16 protein-coding genes and 2 other annotated features are annotated in these 16,289 nt (G+C 37.6%); of the genes, 5 read left to right on the forward strand and 11 right to left on the reverse strand.

All coding sequences use genetic code 11. The features are described from left to right. Positions 1 to 35: 35 nt before the first annotated feature. Positions 36 to 530, reverse strand: a complete 495-nt coding sequence (locus tag MKY46_RS21685; protein ID WP_036128585.1) for a DUF1648 domain-containing protein — start codon at positions 528 to 530, stop codon at positions 36 to 38. A gap of 311 nt (positions 531 to 841) precedes the next feature. On the opposite strand from MKY46_RS21685, the gene MKY46_RS21690 reads away from it, so the two are divergent. Continuing rightward, positions 842 to 2,536, forward strand: a complete 1,695-nt coding sequence (locus MKY46_RS21690) for a methyl-accepting chemotaxis protein (protein ID WP_036128588.1) — start codon at positions 842 to 844, stop codon at positions 2,534 to 2,536. A 68-nt stretch (positions 2,537 to 2,604) separates the two neighbouring features. Here the strand turns inward: MKY46_RS21690 and MKY46_RS21695 are convergent, their stop codons facing one another. Continuing rightward, on the reverse strand, positions 2,605 to 3,357 hold the full coding sequence (locus tag MKY46_RS21695) for an HAD-IIB family hydrolase (RefSeq protein ID WP_036128598.1): 753 nt from the start codon (positions 3,355 to 3,357) through the stop codon (positions 2,605 to 2,607). A 198-nt stretch (positions 3,358 to 3,555) separates the two neighbouring features. Continuing rightward, positions 3,556 to 3,794: a binding site (T-box leader), on the forward strand. Positions 3,795 to 3,885: 91 nt separating this feature from the next. Between MKY46_RS21695 and MKY46_RS21700 the strand changes: the two genes are divergently transcribed. Beyond that, on the forward strand, positions 3,886 to 5,457 hold the full coding sequence (locus tag MKY46_RS21700) for a 2-isopropylmalate synthase (protein ID WP_036128600.1): 1,572 nt from the start codon (positions 3,886 to 3,888) through the stop codon (positions 5,455 to 5,457). Between the two features lie 107 nt (positions 5,458 to 5,564). On the opposite strand, the gene metG is transcribed toward MKY46_RS21700, so the two are convergent. The 4 genes from metG to rsgA all read right to left on the reverse strand — a co-directional run bounded on the left by metG (position 5,565) and on the right by rsgA (position 9,791). Beyond that, positions 5,565 to 7,199: a methionine--tRNA ligase gene (gene metG / locus MKY46_RS21705; RefSeq protein WP_340835365.1), complete on the reverse strand. Its 1,635-nt coding sequence runs from the start codon at positions 7,197 to 7,199 to the stop codon at positions 5,565 to 5,567. A 57-nt stretch (positions 7,200 to 7,256) separates the two neighbouring features. Further along, positions 7,257 to 7,518: a binding site (T-box leader), on the reverse strand. 96 nt (positions 7,519 to 7,614) lie between these two features. After that, positions 7,615 to 8,262 (reverse strand): HAD-IA family hydrolase, encoded by a 648-nt coding sequence (locus MKY46_RS21710; RefSeq protein WP_036128603.1) that lies wholly within the window; start codon positions 8,260 to 8,262, stop codon positions 7,615 to 7,617. Between the two features lie 15 nt (positions 8,263 to 8,277). Then, positions 8,278 to 8,703 (reverse strand): FosM family fosfomycin resistance protein, encoded by a 426-nt coding sequence (fosM, locus tag MKY46_RS21715; RefSeq protein WP_036128605.1) that lies wholly within the window; start codon positions 8,701 to 8,703, stop codon positions 8,278 to 8,280. 17 nt (positions 8,704 to 8,720) lie between these two features. After that, positions 8,721 to 9,791 (reverse strand): ribosome small subunit-dependent GTPase A, encoded by a 1,071-nt coding sequence (gene rsgA / locus MKY46_RS21720; protein WP_036128607.1) that lies wholly within the window; start codon positions 9,789 to 9,791, stop codon positions 8,721 to 8,723. 402 nt (positions 9,792 to 10,193) lie between these two features. Between rsgA and MKY46_RS21725 the strand changes: the two genes are divergently transcribed. Both MKY46_RS21725 and MKY46_RS21730 read left to right on the forward strand, forming a co-directional pair. Further along, entirely contained in the window at positions 10,194 to 11,276 is a 1,083-nt protein-coding gene (locus tag MKY46_RS21725; protein ID WP_036128609.1) for a type III polyketide synthase, read from the forward strand. A gap of 1 nt (position 11,277) precedes the next feature. Further along, positions 11,278 to 11,820, forward strand: a complete 543-nt coding sequence (locus MKY46_RS21730) for an isoprenylcysteine carboxyl methyltransferase family protein (RefSeq protein WP_036128611.1) — start codon at positions 11,278 to 11,280, stop codon at positions 11,818 to 11,820. 19 nt (positions 11,821 to 11,839) lie between these two features. On the opposite strand, the gene MKY46_RS21735 is transcribed toward MKY46_RS21730, so the two are convergent. Further along, positions 11,840 to 13,033 carry a GTP-binding protein gene (locus tag MKY46_RS21735; protein ID WP_036128614.1) on the reverse strand — a complete coding sequence of 398 codons (1,194 nt, stop codon included), beginning with the start codon at positions 13,031 to 13,033 and terminating at the stop codon, positions 11,840 to 11,842. 169 nt (positions 13,034 to 13,202) lie between these two features. Between MKY46_RS21735 and rpmG the strand changes: the two genes are divergently transcribed. Further along, positions 13,203 to 13,352: a 50S ribosomal protein L33 gene (gene rpmG, locus MKY46_RS21740; protein ID WP_036128616.1), complete on the forward strand. Its 150-nt coding sequence runs from the start codon at positions 13,203 to 13,205 to the stop codon at positions 13,350 to 13,352. A gap of 336 nt (positions 13,353 to 13,688) precedes the next feature. Here rpmG and MKY46_RS21745 read toward each other — a convergent pair whose 3' ends face one another. The 4 genes from MKY46_RS21745 to MKY46_RS21760 form a co-directional block, all read right to left on the reverse strand. After that, a complete protein-coding gene (locus MKY46_RS21745; protein ID WP_036128618.1) occupies positions 13,689 to 14,423 on the reverse strand; it encodes a hypothetical protein in 735 nt (244 codons plus the stop codon). Positions 14,424 to 14,434: 11 nt separating this feature from the next. After that, a complete protein-coding gene (locus tag MKY46_RS21750; RefSeq protein WP_036128620.1) occupies positions 14,435 to 14,716 on the reverse strand; it encodes a hypothetical protein in 282 nt (93 codons plus the stop codon). Then, entirely contained in the window at positions 14,709 to 15,281 is a 573-nt protein-coding gene (locus MKY46_RS21755; protein WP_036128622.1) for a hypothetical protein, read from the reverse strand. The genes MKY46_RS21750 and MKY46_RS21755 overlap by 8 nt, the downstream gene beginning before the upstream one ends. 152 nt (positions 15,282 to 15,433) lie before the next feature. Next, the gene (locus tag MKY46_RS21760) at positions 15,434 to 16,072 is read right to left on the reverse strand and encodes a hypothetical protein (protein WP_036128625.1); all 639 of its coding nucleotides are present in this window, start codon (positions 16,070 to 16,072) and stop codon (positions 15,434 to 15,436) included. Between the last annotated feature and the right edge of the window lie 217 nt (positions 16,073 to 16,289).

Genomic DNA, 16,289 nt, shown 5'->3' on the forward strand with positions numbered 1-16,289 from the left:
GCCTGAAAAATTTCAAGCGTTTACGTTATTACCTATTATTTTATTTTTGCAGTCGCAATTATCCCTTTAATGATCGGAATAGCAGTTCCTAATAGGATGACAGGTAAGACCCACCAACCTAACGAATTTGTTTCACCAAGACCAATACGAACCATTTGGAAGGATATAAATGCGAAGAAAATAAGACAGAGGTTTTTCACTTCATTTAGTATTTTTCTGCTATTTAAATAGAATGCTTCCACATTGTTTTCATTCAAGCGTGCTGGATAGTTATGCATATGTGGGGCCCTTTCTAGTAGTCCCATGACAATCCATAAAAATAAACCAATGAATGGAAGAATAAATAACTCTACTTTTGAGCCCCATCGATCTACCTCGCCTACACCATTAAAGTGCGCAGGAATTTCATTAGGTAATTCGAACCATGCAAATATAATATAGATGATGGATACAACAAATATACCTCCGCCAATATAATTCCATATTTTCTCTGATTTTGTTTTGGGTAATTTTAAAATTGGTCTATACATTTCCTTCACCCCTATTCATTTCCATTACTCCTTCTACGTAACTACTATAAATAAAGTTTCAAAATTTATGAAAATTGGCTTAATATTCAATAGATATCATTAACCATCTCTATTATTATTAATATTTTATCTATAAAATCTCCTTTTTTTATCACATCACATATAAATTGATATTATCTTCAAACTATTAATTACAGTAAAAATACTCATAATACTTTGTAAAATCCGTATAATCTGATATAAATGATATATATACATATTTCATTATTTTGTAACATTTCTACTAATTACTGAGAAAGGACATTTCAACTATGCGATTTACTATCTACAAGAAATTATTACTCGGTTTTTTTATAGTGATTTTAGTGCTTGTTACGACAATTGGTTTAAATATAAAACAGCTAGATTCTGTAAATAAGACCTATCGTACATTACTGGAGGAACAAACAACTAAATCAATCAGTATTCAGGAATTACGAGTTATTGCAAAACAAGAAATTGTTAGTATGCGTGGCTATTTACTGCTTGGAGACAAGCAAAATTATCAAAGCAATCAGGACTCTCGCGAGGAATTTAAGCAAAAATCTGAAGAGTTGATGGCTACTTTAGATTCTGATGAATCAATAAAATTCTTAGAGGCTATTAACAAAAGTGAGCAAAGTGTCCAACAATTCGCTGACCGTATGTTTGCGTTAAAGGCTGAAGGAGAAACTGAAAAGTATGAAAAACTTGATAGTACTCAAGGACGCCTAATCATTAAACAGTTTGATGAACGCGTTGAAAACCTTTCAAATTATCAAAGTGACTATATTGATAAAAAAATGGCTGCTACATCAAAACAAATTCAAGATATTAAACTCCAAATGCTTCTACTTGGGGTCTTTGCTGTTGTCATAAGTCTGATAATTGCAATGGTTGTAGGAAGCCTAATGTCCCGCCCTATTAATGGCATGGCTAAAGCTGCTAAAAAAATAGCGGAAGGCGACTTAACAGCCGAACAAATTCGTATTAAAAACCGTGATGAGGTGGGTGACTTAGCCCTTGCCTTTAATCAAATGGCTGCAAATTTAAAGGATTTAATTACAAATGTCCGTCAAAACACAGTGCAAGTTAGTGGCTCTGCTGCTGAGTTAACAGCAAGTGCAGACCAAACTATACAGGCTACAGAACAAATCACTTCTTCTATTCAAGAGGTTGCTAGTGGCTCTGAAGCCCAAGGAAAAAATGCCTCAGAAAGCTCTGAAGCGATGAAAAATATGACAAAGGGCATACAGCAATTAGCTTCTACGACGGCTGCGGTTTCTGAACTGGCAATCGAAACGAATTCAGAAGCTAAGAAAGGCAATGATTCATTACATCGTGTCATTTCTCAGATGACAACAATTAATACAGCCGTCTTAGAGTCGGCAAGTGTTGTGAAAAATTTAGATGAACATTCTATTGAAATTGGCAATATTATTGGGATTATTACGGATATTGCTGAACAAACAAATTTATTAGCACTTAATGCTGCAATTGAAGCGGCTCGTGCAGGCGATCATGGGCGTGGTTTTGCCGTTGTTGCTGATGAAGTGAAAAAGTTAGCAGAGCAATCGAAAAAATCCGCGGAGCAAATTGCTACTTTAATTTCTGAAATTCAGCAAGATACAAATCGTGCTGTGACCGTGATGGATACCGGTACGCAAGAGGTTCAAATTGGTATGAAAGTTGTAAAAGTAGCAGAAGAAGGCTTCTCTAAAATTGTCGAGCTTATTGAACAAGTTTCCATGCAAATCCAAGAAGCTACAACCGTGTCGGAGGAGATGTCATCTAGTGCAGAGCAAATTTATGCTTCCTTTGATGAAATAGCAACGATTGCACAAATGTCCTCATCTAATTTACAAAATGTCGCTTCTGCCTCAGAAGAACAATTGGCTACTATTGAAGAAGTGGCAGCTTCAGCAGCTACCCTTTCAAATATGGCAGAAGAGCTTCACACGCAAGTTTCTCGTTTTAAATTAGATTAAATAAAAACTGCTCATTTTCTGAAGGTTTATTGCCTCTAGAAAATGAGCAGTTTTTTAGTTATATATTTCTATGTACTGTACTTTACACTTAGCATAAGAAGCATTTCAATGACGGCAGCTTCCTCGCTAGGAACTTGTAATGTAGCCATTTCACGTACCTGGTGCTCTCCTACACAGATACTTTCCTTCGCCTTCAAAAACATAGAAGCATCATTTGCATCATTTCCAAATGCAATAAACTCTCCTGCAGCAACACCCAATTTAGATAAGCCGTTCCATTTATCAATACCATTAGGACTTATATCCACAATATTTTCTGAAGCATGCTCATACAGACTCACCGGAAGCTTTTGTAGTTCAGACAATACAGCTTCTCGCTGTTCCCCTGGAAATAACACTACCTTTACAATGTCATGAATATCCTGCAATGCTACTTTTTTTGCCGCTTTTAAAGGATCTAGATTTCGATAAATTGGATGATCCTCACTTCCTGTATAAGCATAATCCCAATGACTATCTACTAGATATGGTAATTGAAAAGCGGTAATAATCTGCCGAATACCCTCCACTATTTTTGAAGTAAAAGCTGTCACCTCAATTGTTTCTCCATCACGAGCAACAAATGCCCCGTTACCACCTACCATTGGATATGCTCTCATTGATTCTGGTAATACCGGTAATAGATCACGTATTGGTCTTGCAGAGGCAAACATCACTTCATGTCTATGCCGTCTACATGCTTCTAAAGCATTGATGATTCCTTCACTTAACGGTTTCCCTTTAAAACAAATAGTCCCATCTAAATCAAAGACAAATTTCATGGTGTTTCCTTCCTTTCATGGTGTTCAATTACTCCATTATTATCTCACAGAAATTACTATTTTTAGTGGTTTCCTATACATTTCACTAAATATCAAATGATTAATAAGATACACATCGTTTAAGACAGAATTAAAAAAATTTTTAGAATATTATTGACAGGAAGTTAATATCCAAGTATTATTGCTTTCAACAACACATTGCAGGCCAAGATTGGAAATAGTAAAAGTGATTGTGTACTTGTAGAGAGCCGATGGTTGGTGTAAATCGGTAGACACACATTTTGAACTCGTCCATGAGCTACTCCCTGAACATAGTAGTAAGGGATGTCGGTTTCCCCCGTTAACAGGATAGACAGTGATAGCTGTCGATAAGTGGACTTTTTCTGTAATGAGAAGGTCAATTAGAGTGGTACCGCGAGCATAAACTCGTCTCTATTTTTATATAGAGATGGGTTTTTTTATTTTTTTAATGACTTTGGCCTACGTGTAGATTTTAGATACTAATTACGACAAAAGGAGTGTTTGAGAATGGGAAGAAAAATTTGGGTGTTTGATACAACTTTACGTGATGGCGAGCAAGTGCCTGGTGCAAAGCTAAATCTATATGAAAAAGTAGAGATTGCACAGCAACTGAAAAAACTAGGGGTCGATATTATCGAAGCTGGATTCCCCGCTTCATCACAAGGTGATTTTGATGCTGTCAGGGCCGTAGCTGAAAAGGTCGGCAACACGAACGACATCATGATTACAGCATTAGCACGTGCAGTGAAGGCAGATATTGATGCCGTCTATAACGCTGTAAAATATGCAGAAAATCCAATGATTCACATGGTACTTGGAACATCCGACATTCATGTGGAGAAAAAATTCAGCAAATCAAAGGATCAAATTCTACAAATTGGTGTAGATGCTGTGAAGTACGCTAAATCATTATTGCCGCAAGTTCAATATTCCACAGAGGATGCGTCTCGTTCAGATTTTGAATATCTTTGGAAAACAATCGAAGCTGTTATGAGAGCTGGCGCAACTATGATTAATGTTCCTGATACGGTTGGCTTTGCAGAACCAGAAGAATTTGGAGAGATGATTTTTAAATTAAATGACCGTATGAAAAATTTAAACGATAGCGTTCTTCTAAGCGTTCATTGTCACAATGACCTAGGGATGGCAACGGCTAATACACTTGCTGCCATTAAAAATGGGGCGGATAAAGTGGAATGTACAATCAATGGTATCGGTGAACGTGCAGGTAATGCTGCATTAGAGGAAGTTGTCATGGCGCTAAAAACTCGTAGCTCCGTCTACAACGCTGAGACACGTATCAATACAAAAGAGATTATGAATACTTCACGCCTTGTTTCTAGCTTTATGGGTCTAGATGTCCAGGTCAATAAAGCTATTACGGGAGATAATGCGTTTGCGCATTCTTCTGGTATTCATCAGGATGGTTTGCTAAAATCTCGTGATGCTTATGAAATTGTCCACCCTGAAGACGTAGGTCTTGATGATATGGAGCTAGTACTAACAGCTCGCTCTGGTCGCCATGCAGTAAAAAATGCCCTTGAAAAATTAGGGTTTACTAATCTTTCTACAGATGAATTTGAAGGCATTTTTGAAGGCTTCTTAAAGCTAGCGGATGCGAAAAAGGAAGTATATGATCACGACTTATACGTTATTGTGGAAAGCTATTATGAAAAACATGATGCCAATAATAAAAATGCCACACATTATAGTGACCAATTCTTTGATATCGACGATCTACAAGTCGTCAGCAATACTAGCTTCCCTTCTGCAAGTGTGAAAGTTCGTAAAGGCGGCGAAGTATTTAAAGCAAGTGCAGTAGGCTCTGGCCCAATCGATGCCTTATATTCAGCCATTGCAGAAATTACAAACATAGATATAAAACTAGTGGAATACAATATCAATAGTGTTTCACGAGGCAAAGAGGCTTTAGGTAAGGTGAAAATTACGATTGAGTATGATGGCGAAAAGTATATTGCCAAAGCAGCTGATACAGATATTCTAAAGGCCAGTGCCCTAGCCTATATTAATGCTATCAATAGCATTGTTGTAGCAAAATTAACACCTGTGATGAATTAAATTGAATTGAAAAAAGCAGTATGACGTATGTGAACTACCCCGTAAAAATTAGACATCAATCTATCTTTTTGGGGTCAGATCATATGAGTCATACTGCTTTTTCAAATCTAACGACTGTCCCTCACTAATTTTTGATACTCTTCTTCAATTCGTTCAATGTCAAGACGGTCAAACAAAGGAGCTACTGCTTGAATCATTTGAGGCAATTCTACTTGTTCATGCCACATCATTTCCTGTATGCCTAACATATTCCTTACCTTCTCTGCTGAAAATGGTAAGAAAGGATGCAGTAGCTGTCCTAAATTAGCAATAATATAGACACAGGTTGCTAGTGTACGATTACTAGCCTCCACATTTTCTTTTACTTGTTGCCATGGCTGTTGTACGTCAAAATAGCGATTAGCCCCTCGAATATACTCAAAAATGGCTTCTAACGCTTGTTTAAAATGCCCTCCTTCAATCAGCCTGCCCGCTTCATTAAACAGTTGAATGGTTTGTTTACGAATATTGCTATCTACTTCAGCCTGTGGCACCTGGCTGGCAAAGGATTTCTCAATAAACTTCAATGTACGATTGACAAAATTACCATAGGCACCGAGTAATTCACTATTATGACTGTAAATAAATTCTCGCCATGAAAAATCTGTATCACGGTTTTCTGGCGCATTCATCGTTAAGAAGTAGCGAATGGCGTCTGCGTCATAACGACTTAAAATATACGGAACCCACACAGCCCAATTTTGACTAGTTGATAATTTTCGTTTTTCTAATGTTAAATATTCGTTCGATACAATATGTGTTGGTAATGCTTGCGCCCCAATTCCCATTAAAATAGCTGGCCAAATAACCGTATGGAAAGGAATATTATCCTTCCCATGGACGTAATACGAAATGGTCTCTTCATTCCATAAATCTTCAATCGCTATTTGATGCTCTTTTGCCCACTCTAGACTTGCTGATAGATAACCAGCTACTGCTTCAATCCATACATATATTTTTTTCCCTTCAAAGCCTGGCACTGGGACATCTATGCCGTTTGGTAAATCTCTTGTTACTGCTCGGTCAGGAACCCCTTCTGCCAAGTAACGCTCCGTTAAACCTAAAGCATTATCTCGCCAACGTTTATGGGCCTTCGCTTCTGCCACATAAGACTCCAATCTACCTTGAAATTGACTAAAGGTAAAATAAAAATGCTCTGTCTCACGAATAACAGGCTCATTGCCACATATTTTGCAACGTTTATCTATTAAATCCAGTGGGTCTAAGATTTCTGAGCAGTTATCACATTGATCTCCCCTTGCCTTTGCACCACAATTTGGGCAAATTCCCTCAACAAATCGATCGGGTAGAAATTGTTGATCTGTCTCACAGTAAGCCTGTTCAATTTTCTTTTTGTATAAAAAATTGTTAGCTAGTAGCTGTAAAAATAGGCCCTTTACGGATTCATGATGGTGTTCTGCATCTGTTCTAGTGTATAAATCATAGGTAAATCCTAAATCACGAAAGCACTGCGTAAATTCAGCATGATAGTGATTGGCAATGGCCTCTGTTGTTGTATTTTCTTGTGCTGCACGAATAGAAATGGGTGTACCATTACAATCACTGCCTGATACATATAAAACCTGCTCACCTTTTTGTCGGTAATATCTAGCCAAAATATCACCTGGTAATAGTGCGGCAACATGCCCTAAATGCAAAGAACCATTTGCATATGGCCAAGCGCCTCCAATAACAATTGTCATTCTAGTTTGCTCCCCTCACTAAAAAAGTGGTAAAAAAAAATCGTCCTAATCAAATCTGATTAGGACGAGTATACCCGTGTTACCACCTATATTTACAAATAGCTCACACTATTTGTCTCCATCAGTACGTCTCCATTCAAAATGAGAGATACTGCCGCTGTTGTAACGAGTGCCCATCTCGTCGTAATCTACTTGCTAAAAAGCTTTCGGTACGAAGCTCAAAGGTCATTTTCAAAAGGGTTCATTTACCTCATTTCCACCAACAGAGGCTCTCTACAAAATGCTGATCCAATTTACTTTTCCTTTTCAATGCTTTTCCTATAGGATTGGCACTATTTTACGCTTTCTAGTGATGAAATGCAATCATTGTCGTTAAATCAACTCTATTTTTCGATAAAGATTAAAATTTAAGCAATTAATTGAATGTGATGTTTAATAACGCTGTTAAATCATCTATTATAATGTCTGCCTTTTGCAATTCGTTATCCTGTGCAAAGTCAAAACGAACGCCTATCGACTGTAGTTGATTGTCATGTGCAGCCTGAATATCCGACGAACGATCTCCCACCACTACCCCGTTCTCGATTTCATTTTCTTCTACAACTCGTTTTACTAGATCTGATTTATGCCCACTTGCAATAGATTGAATGCTGTAGATTCCCTTTATAAAACGCTCTAATTGATAGGTTTCAACAATCGCCTGTAAATAGTCAACCTGTCCATTACTCGCTATGTATAACGGATAATTCTCTGATAATGCTGCAAGAGTTTGTTCAGCATGTGGATATAAAGCTCCCTGATGATTGCGTATTTGCTCAATCAGCTTTATATGGAACAAAACATTGCTCTCTTCACGTATCTCTATTGCATGCATAGGACATAATGTTTCCCACACAACAGGTAAAGGAACGCCCATTATTTCTCTGTATTTTTCTATCGGTGTTTCTCCTTGCCACAAGCCACTTGTCCGTAGCACATCAAATGTTGCGTCGAGCGCAGGCTCTAATATAAGATTTGTTTGAAATAACGTGCCATCCATATCAAAAATAAAAGCTTTATTCATAGAATCACTCCCTGATTAATTATCAAAAAACGTCATGTGAGGCTTTTCCTGCTTATAATAAGCCAAACGATCTTGCAAAGTTCCTGTATGAAATTCAAATTTATGACCATCTGGGTCTGTAAAGTAAATCGATTTTTTGTCCTTCTCATCTCTTTGACGCCCTGTTAAAATATTGACCTTTAATTGTAGCAATTTATCATACATTTTATTATAGTCATCCTCACAAATAGTAAAGGCGATGTGGGTATAGGAATGATGGATTTCATTCCGTGGTATATCCCTCTCTACATTCAGGGCGAGCCACAGCCCATTTACATCAAAATAGGCTGTGCTTTTCCCCTTTACTAGCAATTTAGCATCGAAAACATTTTCATAGAATGCGATGGATTCCTCTAAATTGGATACAGAAAATAGTAAATGATTAATATGTTGAATGGTCATAACTAAGCTCCTAATGCTTATTTTTTACCTTTTTTTATTCCTTTAGAAATCTGCTTCCATTTACGTTGCTCCTCAAGTTTCGCCTGTGCATTGGTTTTGCGTTCCATATAAGCTAATTCTCTTTGGAGCTTAAAGTAGCTTTGGAGGCGATATTGATCCAACTCTCCATCAACAATAGCTTGCTGGACAGCACAATAAGGCTCTTTTTGATGAGTACAATCACGATAACGACAAGCTGTTGCTAGTTCCTCAATATCTTGAAAGCTTGAAGCTAAACTATCACCTTGATCCCATAATTGAAGCTCACGCATCCCTGGTGTATCGATTAAACAGCCCCCATCTGGTAATATGACTAACTCTCGATGAGTAGTTGTATGACGACCCTTAGCATCTTCCTCACGAATACCAGCAACCTTCATCAGCATCTCCCCACACAAAGCATTTGTTAAGGTCGACTTCCCTGCCCCTGAAGAGCCTAGCAATGCCCCTGTCACTCCCTCCGTGAACAATGTCTTAATTTCCATTAAGCCTTCGCCCGATAAAGCACTCGTCACAAAAATATCTACACCAAATGCTACAGACTCAACTTCTTGTACCAAGCTTGCAGTATCCTCACATAAATCTGCCTTCGTCAGGACAATCACTGGCCTTGCCCCTGAATCCCAGGCAGCTACTAAATATCGCTCCAAACGTCGAATATTAAAATCAGCGTTCAAGCTCATAACAAGTAACACAATATCCACATTCGATGCCACAATTTGTTCTTGAATTTCCAGACCTGCAACTTTGCGTGAAAAGACAGATTTCCGTTGAAATAATTGATGAATAATGGCACGTTCCTCACCAGGCATTTTCTCTACTAGCACCCAGTCACCTACTGCTGGATAATCCTCTCTTGCTAAAGATGTGTAAACATAATGACCAGCAATTGTCGCAAGCCATTCGCCCTCTTCGGCTAACACTCGGTAAGAATGCTTATGCTCCAATGTAACCCTTGCAGGCACACAATTCTTCAATTTAGGCTGTTTTTTCATTTCCATCATTTGCTCTTCAAAATACGTTGTAAAACCTACTGTTGTTAAATTCAATTTATTTTCCTCCTAAACGTACATATCCTTGACGCCTCAGCGCAATGTCTGTAATATCCGCCAGAGACTCTATCGTCATTCAGCATTTTTTGAACCACGAAAAAAACCTTGTAGCTGCAATTCGGCAGTTACAAGGTTTCACAGGCACGTTTAAAAGATACACAAATACCCCGAGTTATAGCACGGCGTCACTTTGTATATTTTAGGCGTGTGAAATGGAACAAACCGAATTGCAGTTCGCTAAAAATAGATCTATTCATCATGTCACATCACCTTCTTTCCATTTAGTTGTTATCAATATAGCTAAATTTTCAGAAATTGTCAATTATAATCTTATAAGCATTTATTCTAATCCTTGACGCATAGAATGAACAAGACCACTAAATGCGAGGAGATGTTGAATTGCCTAAAATCATTTCTATTAGCACACATCAACCACCTTACACATTACAGCAATCAAATGCAGAGGAACTAACGAAAGAGCTTTTCTATGCAAAAATCCCAAAGCTAGAGCGCTACTTAAAGGTTTTTGAAAATGGTGGCATCGACACCCGCCATTTTTGTGTTCCATCAGAATGGCATCGTACGAATCACTCCTTTGAGGAACGCAATGATTTATATATTGAATTAGCTACACAATACAGCGTGAACGTCATCCAGGCATGTTTAGAAAATGATGCTTTTTTATCTTCACCCATTTCTCCCGAAGAGATTGATGCCATCATTTTTGTCAGTAGTACTGGCATTTCAACACCAAGCATTGATGCGCGTGTGATGAATAAACTTCCCTTTTCAGATCGACTGAAACGTATTCCACTATGGGGGTTAGGATGTGCTGGCGGAGCAGCAGGTGTAAGTAGAGCCTTTGATTTTTGTAAAGCCCATCCACATGCGAAGGTGCTTGTCGTTTGTGTCGAGTTATGTAGCCTCACTTTTCAGCCAAATGATTTTTCTAAAAGTAATTTAATCGGTGCTTCTCTTTTTGCAGATGGTGCTGCTTGTATTCTCGTTTGCGGAGACGACTTAACCATCGATACAAAAAAAACAACACCTTCTATTTTGGCAACAGGCTCTAAATGGATGCCAGATTCAGAAAATGTGATGGGTTGGAATGTAAAAAACAATGGACTTCATGTTATTTTTCAAAAAAGTATTCCTGCCATTATTACTAATTGGCTTGGACCATTCATTGAAAAATTTTTAATGGAACAAGGACTGTATAGTGAGCAACTTACTCATTTCATCGCTCATCCTGGAGGGAAAAAGGTTTTAAAAGCTTATGAAGATACACTTTATTTGTCTCCCCAAAAAACCGACATTTCTCGGGAAATATTGCGCCAACATGGCAATATGTCATCACCAACTGTGTTGTATGTATTAGAGCAATTTATGCTACATGAAGGACAAGTGGAGGATACAGGTTTACTCGTCGCTCTTGGCCCTGGTTTTTGTGCAGAAGCTGTATTATTAAACTGGAGGGAGTAACATGATCTTCTATCTTATTTTAACTATTGTCATTCTACAAAGACTGACAGAGGTTGTCATTGCCAAACGCAATGAGAAATGGATGTTTTCACAAGGGGCCTATGAAGTAGGTGCCTCTCATTATCCCTATATGGTCACAATGCATGTTAGTTTTTTTCTGTTTTTAATTGTAGAAATCGTCACTAATAACAATGGTATCTCGCCCTTATTCCCATTATTTTTTATATTATTTATAGCTGTGCAAGCCTTAAGGATTTGGTGTATTCGCTCTTTGGGCTCCTTTTGGAATACAAGAATTCTTATATTACCTGATGCTCAAGTTGTCCGTAAAGGGCCATATGAATATATGCGTCATCCCAATTATGCGGTAGTTTGTTTGGAAATCCTTTTACTACCTCTCATGTTTCAGGCTTACTTTACAGCATTTTGTTTTACATTATTAAATATTACAATGCTTTCTGTACGAATTCCTATAGAAGAAAAAGCATTACGAGATGCTACTAATTATAATCGTGTGTTTCAAAAGAAGATTTCGGAGTCTTAACCGAAATCTTCTTTTCTTCTTAATGCCATTCCCAGTTGAATGGGTCCTGTAGACGCTCCCAAGGATTATGGAACTCTTCATCCGTTAATAAACAGTTGTCCAATTGTTTGATTATATCTTCTCGATTTAAATCAATCCCAATAATAACAAGCTGTGTCATTCGATCTCCAAATTCCTCATCCCAATCCTCCAATACTTCAGGACTTTGCTGAAATACATCCTGCTGCTGTGCTTTAGGTAGGGCTGCTACCCAATAAGAAACAGGTTCAATTTTTGCAGATGAACCAGCCTGAGATAATAATAGTGCAACATCCTGATGTCTTGCACTCCAAACAATTCCCTTTGCTCGTACAATCGATTCTGGCATTTGATCACACCACTCGACAAAACGCATCGGATGGAAGGGTCTTTTGCTTTTATAGGTGAATGAAGATATCCCATACTCCTCTGTCTCTGGTGTATGATTTTCATGACCAAGCTCTAATTCCTTTAGCCAACCAGCTGACTCTGAAACCCGTTCAAAGTCAAAGCGACCTGTATTTAAAATATCTGCTGGATCAATCACACCGTTTGTTGTACGAATAAGTTTCGCTTCTGGTTGCAATGCACGCAAAATACGTTCTAACCGTTCAAGCTCCTCTGCCGATACTAAATCACACTTATTTAAGACCAGAACGTCACAAAATTCAATTTGATCAATGAGCAGATCCGCAACATCACGTTCATCTAATTCACCAACCGCTTCCTTACGCTCTAATAAGCTTTCCCCCGACTGAAAATCATGCCAAAAGCGATGTGCATCCACGACAGTAACCATCGTATCTAATTGGCAAAACTTCGTTAAATCGATGCCAAGCTCCTCATCTAAATAACTAAATGTTTGTGCGACTGGAATTGGCTCACTAATCCCCGTCGATTCAATCAAAATATAATCAATATTGCCAAGCTTCGCAAGACGTTCCACCTCCTGCAATAAATCCTCTCTTAATGTACAACAAATACAGCCATTGGATAGCTCTACAAATTTTTCCTCTGTACGCGATATACCGCTGCCATTAGCAATCAGCTCCGCATCAATATTAATTTCACTCATATCATTTACAATAACCGCGACACGTAAATCCTTGTTGTTTTGCAATACATGATTCATCATAGTTGTTTTACCAGAACCTAAATAACCACTCAATACTGTAACGGGAATTCTCTTTGTCATTATTACAACTCCTTAAATCGTAATCATTACTATTTACAATTTGTAATTAAATCATACAATATTGGAAAATGCAAAGCTTTTTATTACTTACAAAAATAAACTTGACAATATTCGGTGAGAAATATATCGTTTAAATCGTAACAATTACTATTTAAAAGGAGGGTCATACATGCGTGTTCAAATAACACTAGCCTGCACTGAAACAGGTGATAAAAACTATATAACGACTAAAAATAAACGCAATCACCCAGAAAGATTGGAGCTTAAAAAATACTCCCCTCGCCTGAAACGCGTAACAGTCCATAGAGAAACAAAATAATTTTGCAATGGGATAAATTTGGAGTAGTGCTGATGCATTTATTGAGTGGATTTCTCTATTGTTGGAGCAGGGGCAACATCGTATGTGCGAGGTTATCTAATCTTGGAGCAGATGGGGCTTTCTTTAACACCAGTTTCCACACTTTGAGAGCGCTGTTGGCAAACCTTTGAGCGACCTACTCTATTTTGAGAACGAAGTTTAGCTCTTCTCGAGCGGAGCTCAAGCAGCTTTCCCTTCCATCAAACGTAGCACCTCCAACATCCCTTCCAATCGAGCAACTAAAAAATGACTGTTTCAAAGGTATACATTTTGAAACAGTCATTATAAAATTTTCAGCTATACTTGCTTTCTATTGATTTCTAAAGCTAGCTCGTTCAATTTTTGATCTAATTCATCGAGCACCCTTAATCTGAAATTTATTTGTTCATCTATCTGGACTTGTTGCTTTATCGATGAGCTACTACCATCAGTTTGATTTTTGAATTCAACTAATTCATGGGTTAATCTTTCAATTTCTAAATTTTTCATCTCCAACTCTCTTAATAGTTGCTGTTGAAGGCTGTCCGCTTCTACTTTATCCCTATGATATGTTTCTAGCGCCTCTATAATATGCTTCATTTGTTTACCTGTTACTGTTGTATAGTCGCTTATTTTTTTATCTAGACCTTCAATAATAGCTTTATCATTTGTCTCAATCGAAGCTTTATGTGAGACTTGAACACTGTTCTTCAATGACTTATTTTCAGCTCGCAATTCGGCAACTTCCTTTAATAATGCTTCTATGGATGCAATTTGTTTTTTTCTTTGTCCTTCTCGTTTTTGAATTTCTTCATCGTAGGCTTGAAGCTCTTTGTCAAAGTCTCTTTTCAACTTTAATAGCTCCATCGAAAGATCTTTTCTTAGTCTTGTTAATTGTATATTTTCTCGTTCGAGCCGCAGAACTAAAGCATAATAATCACTATCTCTAAGCCTTTTCACTTCATTTTTATACTTGGCTAATTCGGCCCTTAAAAAAATAATCATTTGTTGGAGCTGTATCGGATCATTGTTTTTTACAATATCATTGTCCATCATCACACCCCCTAGCCAGAATACCTTTTTAGTAAATCAACCACCTCTTCAAACTGCATTCTACTTTCCTCTAGTATTTCATCCAACTGCTTTATCCACTCCGCTTCTTGTTGTGGATGTTGTGATTGTTCAGCATCACTCTTTTCGCCTAAGACAAGAGAGGCGATTAATAAATGTAATGTACTTTTTTCAAGAAATGCAAAGCTATTATCCTGTTCATTACGGCGACTTAGTTGCTCCTTCAATAATTGATGGAGCACACTACCAAACTCTTGTTTTTCATTTTCACTCATTGTCTTCCTCCTGTGTTTGGCCCATTCCATTGAGATTAATCGGATTTAAAACGACAATACCATCTGTGAGCTGATCGCAATATGTAAAACCCATAATAGTGCCTGAATATGGTAAATTATGTGACCATTTTATTTGAAAATTAGTAAATGAAATGGTTTCATTCGGTTCGATTATTGATTTTCCTACGGGTTTCAGCCAGTACTCCTCTTTGCTTAATTTATCGTTAAAACGTTCCCAGTTGCTCTGTCCCTGTGTCTTAAAATTTGGCGTAAAATTTTCATGAACATATCTCCCAGAAAAGTAAAATGGCGATTCCTTCGGTAATGTTATACACAGATAGGGGTTTGTAATGGCTGTACTACCGATATTGTGAATATGATAGGAGCCTAAACATAAACTTTCTTGTTCAGGGTCATAAGAAATATTGAACGAGGTTGTAAAATAACTAATGAGGTTGACTCTGTTTGGAATGGTCAGCCCCTCGACCAGCTGTTTAATTTCATAAACATAAGCGTTTGTTTGTTCTTTTAATTCCTGTATCTTGTCTTCTACACGATTTTTCACTCCGTACCTCCTTACTATTTTCCATCAATTGTGCCTAGGCGTAATGGTATCCAGATTATTTTGGAAATCTGCGACATCCGCTGACTTAAAATAAAAAAAAGAGAGGATTATCCTCTCTTCATGATATGACTTTCCTCTATTTGTTAGCACCGTTAACCTAAAGTTGGGAAAATAATAGGGCACTGTTGTGGACGAACTGCAGTTGGACATGAGAATGGTAAGTCTGCTCTTGGTTCGCAGAAAGTTGCTAAGAATTCCACAGTAACTGGGAATGTAGACTGAATGCTTTGACAAACGGCAACAGTAATTGTTAACGCAGAAAACGTAATTGTACCTGTTCCAGCTGCAAGTGTTCCAGTTGTACATACGAAGCAATCTAAATCTGTGTATAAGATTTCAACATCTGTACCTTTAGGAGCACATAATGTCACTTGCTCACAGCGAGAAACTGGAATTTCAGCACTTGTGAAAACAGTACCATTAGGTAAAGTAACGACAATCGTTAGAATGAAGTTCTTTTGAATATTTAAATGTTGCAGACAAACAGTTGATCCATCAATAGAGAATTGACGATTCTCACGGTTCAGGATCACAATTGGGTTTGTAGCAGCTGGAATTACTCTACATGTAACAATTGCACCAGTTAAGTCAGTCGTTGGTGTTACGCCTGGGAATGTAATTGCTCCAGTAGGAGAAATATCAAATGACATTTCTTTTACAATCCAGTCATATACCTTATCGACATTTATACAAATTAGTTCCTGCGCCTGGGATGGCATATGCTCTTGCATCCTTTTGACACCTCCATAAAATTTTTATCTTTCGTTTGTAGCATATGTTTTTCAGCTATAAGTGCATGGGCTAACAAATAGTTCCTTATGATATTTGTTAAAATCAGCAAAGGATCATTTTTTCACACACTTTCTTCTTTATAGGAAGACTAAAATGTTGAAAGGACCGGTATATTTGTAACAGAAAGTCAATATTTTTAATAAACTAATAATGGAC

This window comes from Lysinibacillus sp. FSL M8-0355 (genome assembly GCF_038008985.1).
Taxonomy (GTDB): domain Bacteria; phylum Bacillota; class Bacilli; order Bacillales_A; family Planococcaceae; genus Lysinibacillus; species Lysinibacillus fusiformis_D.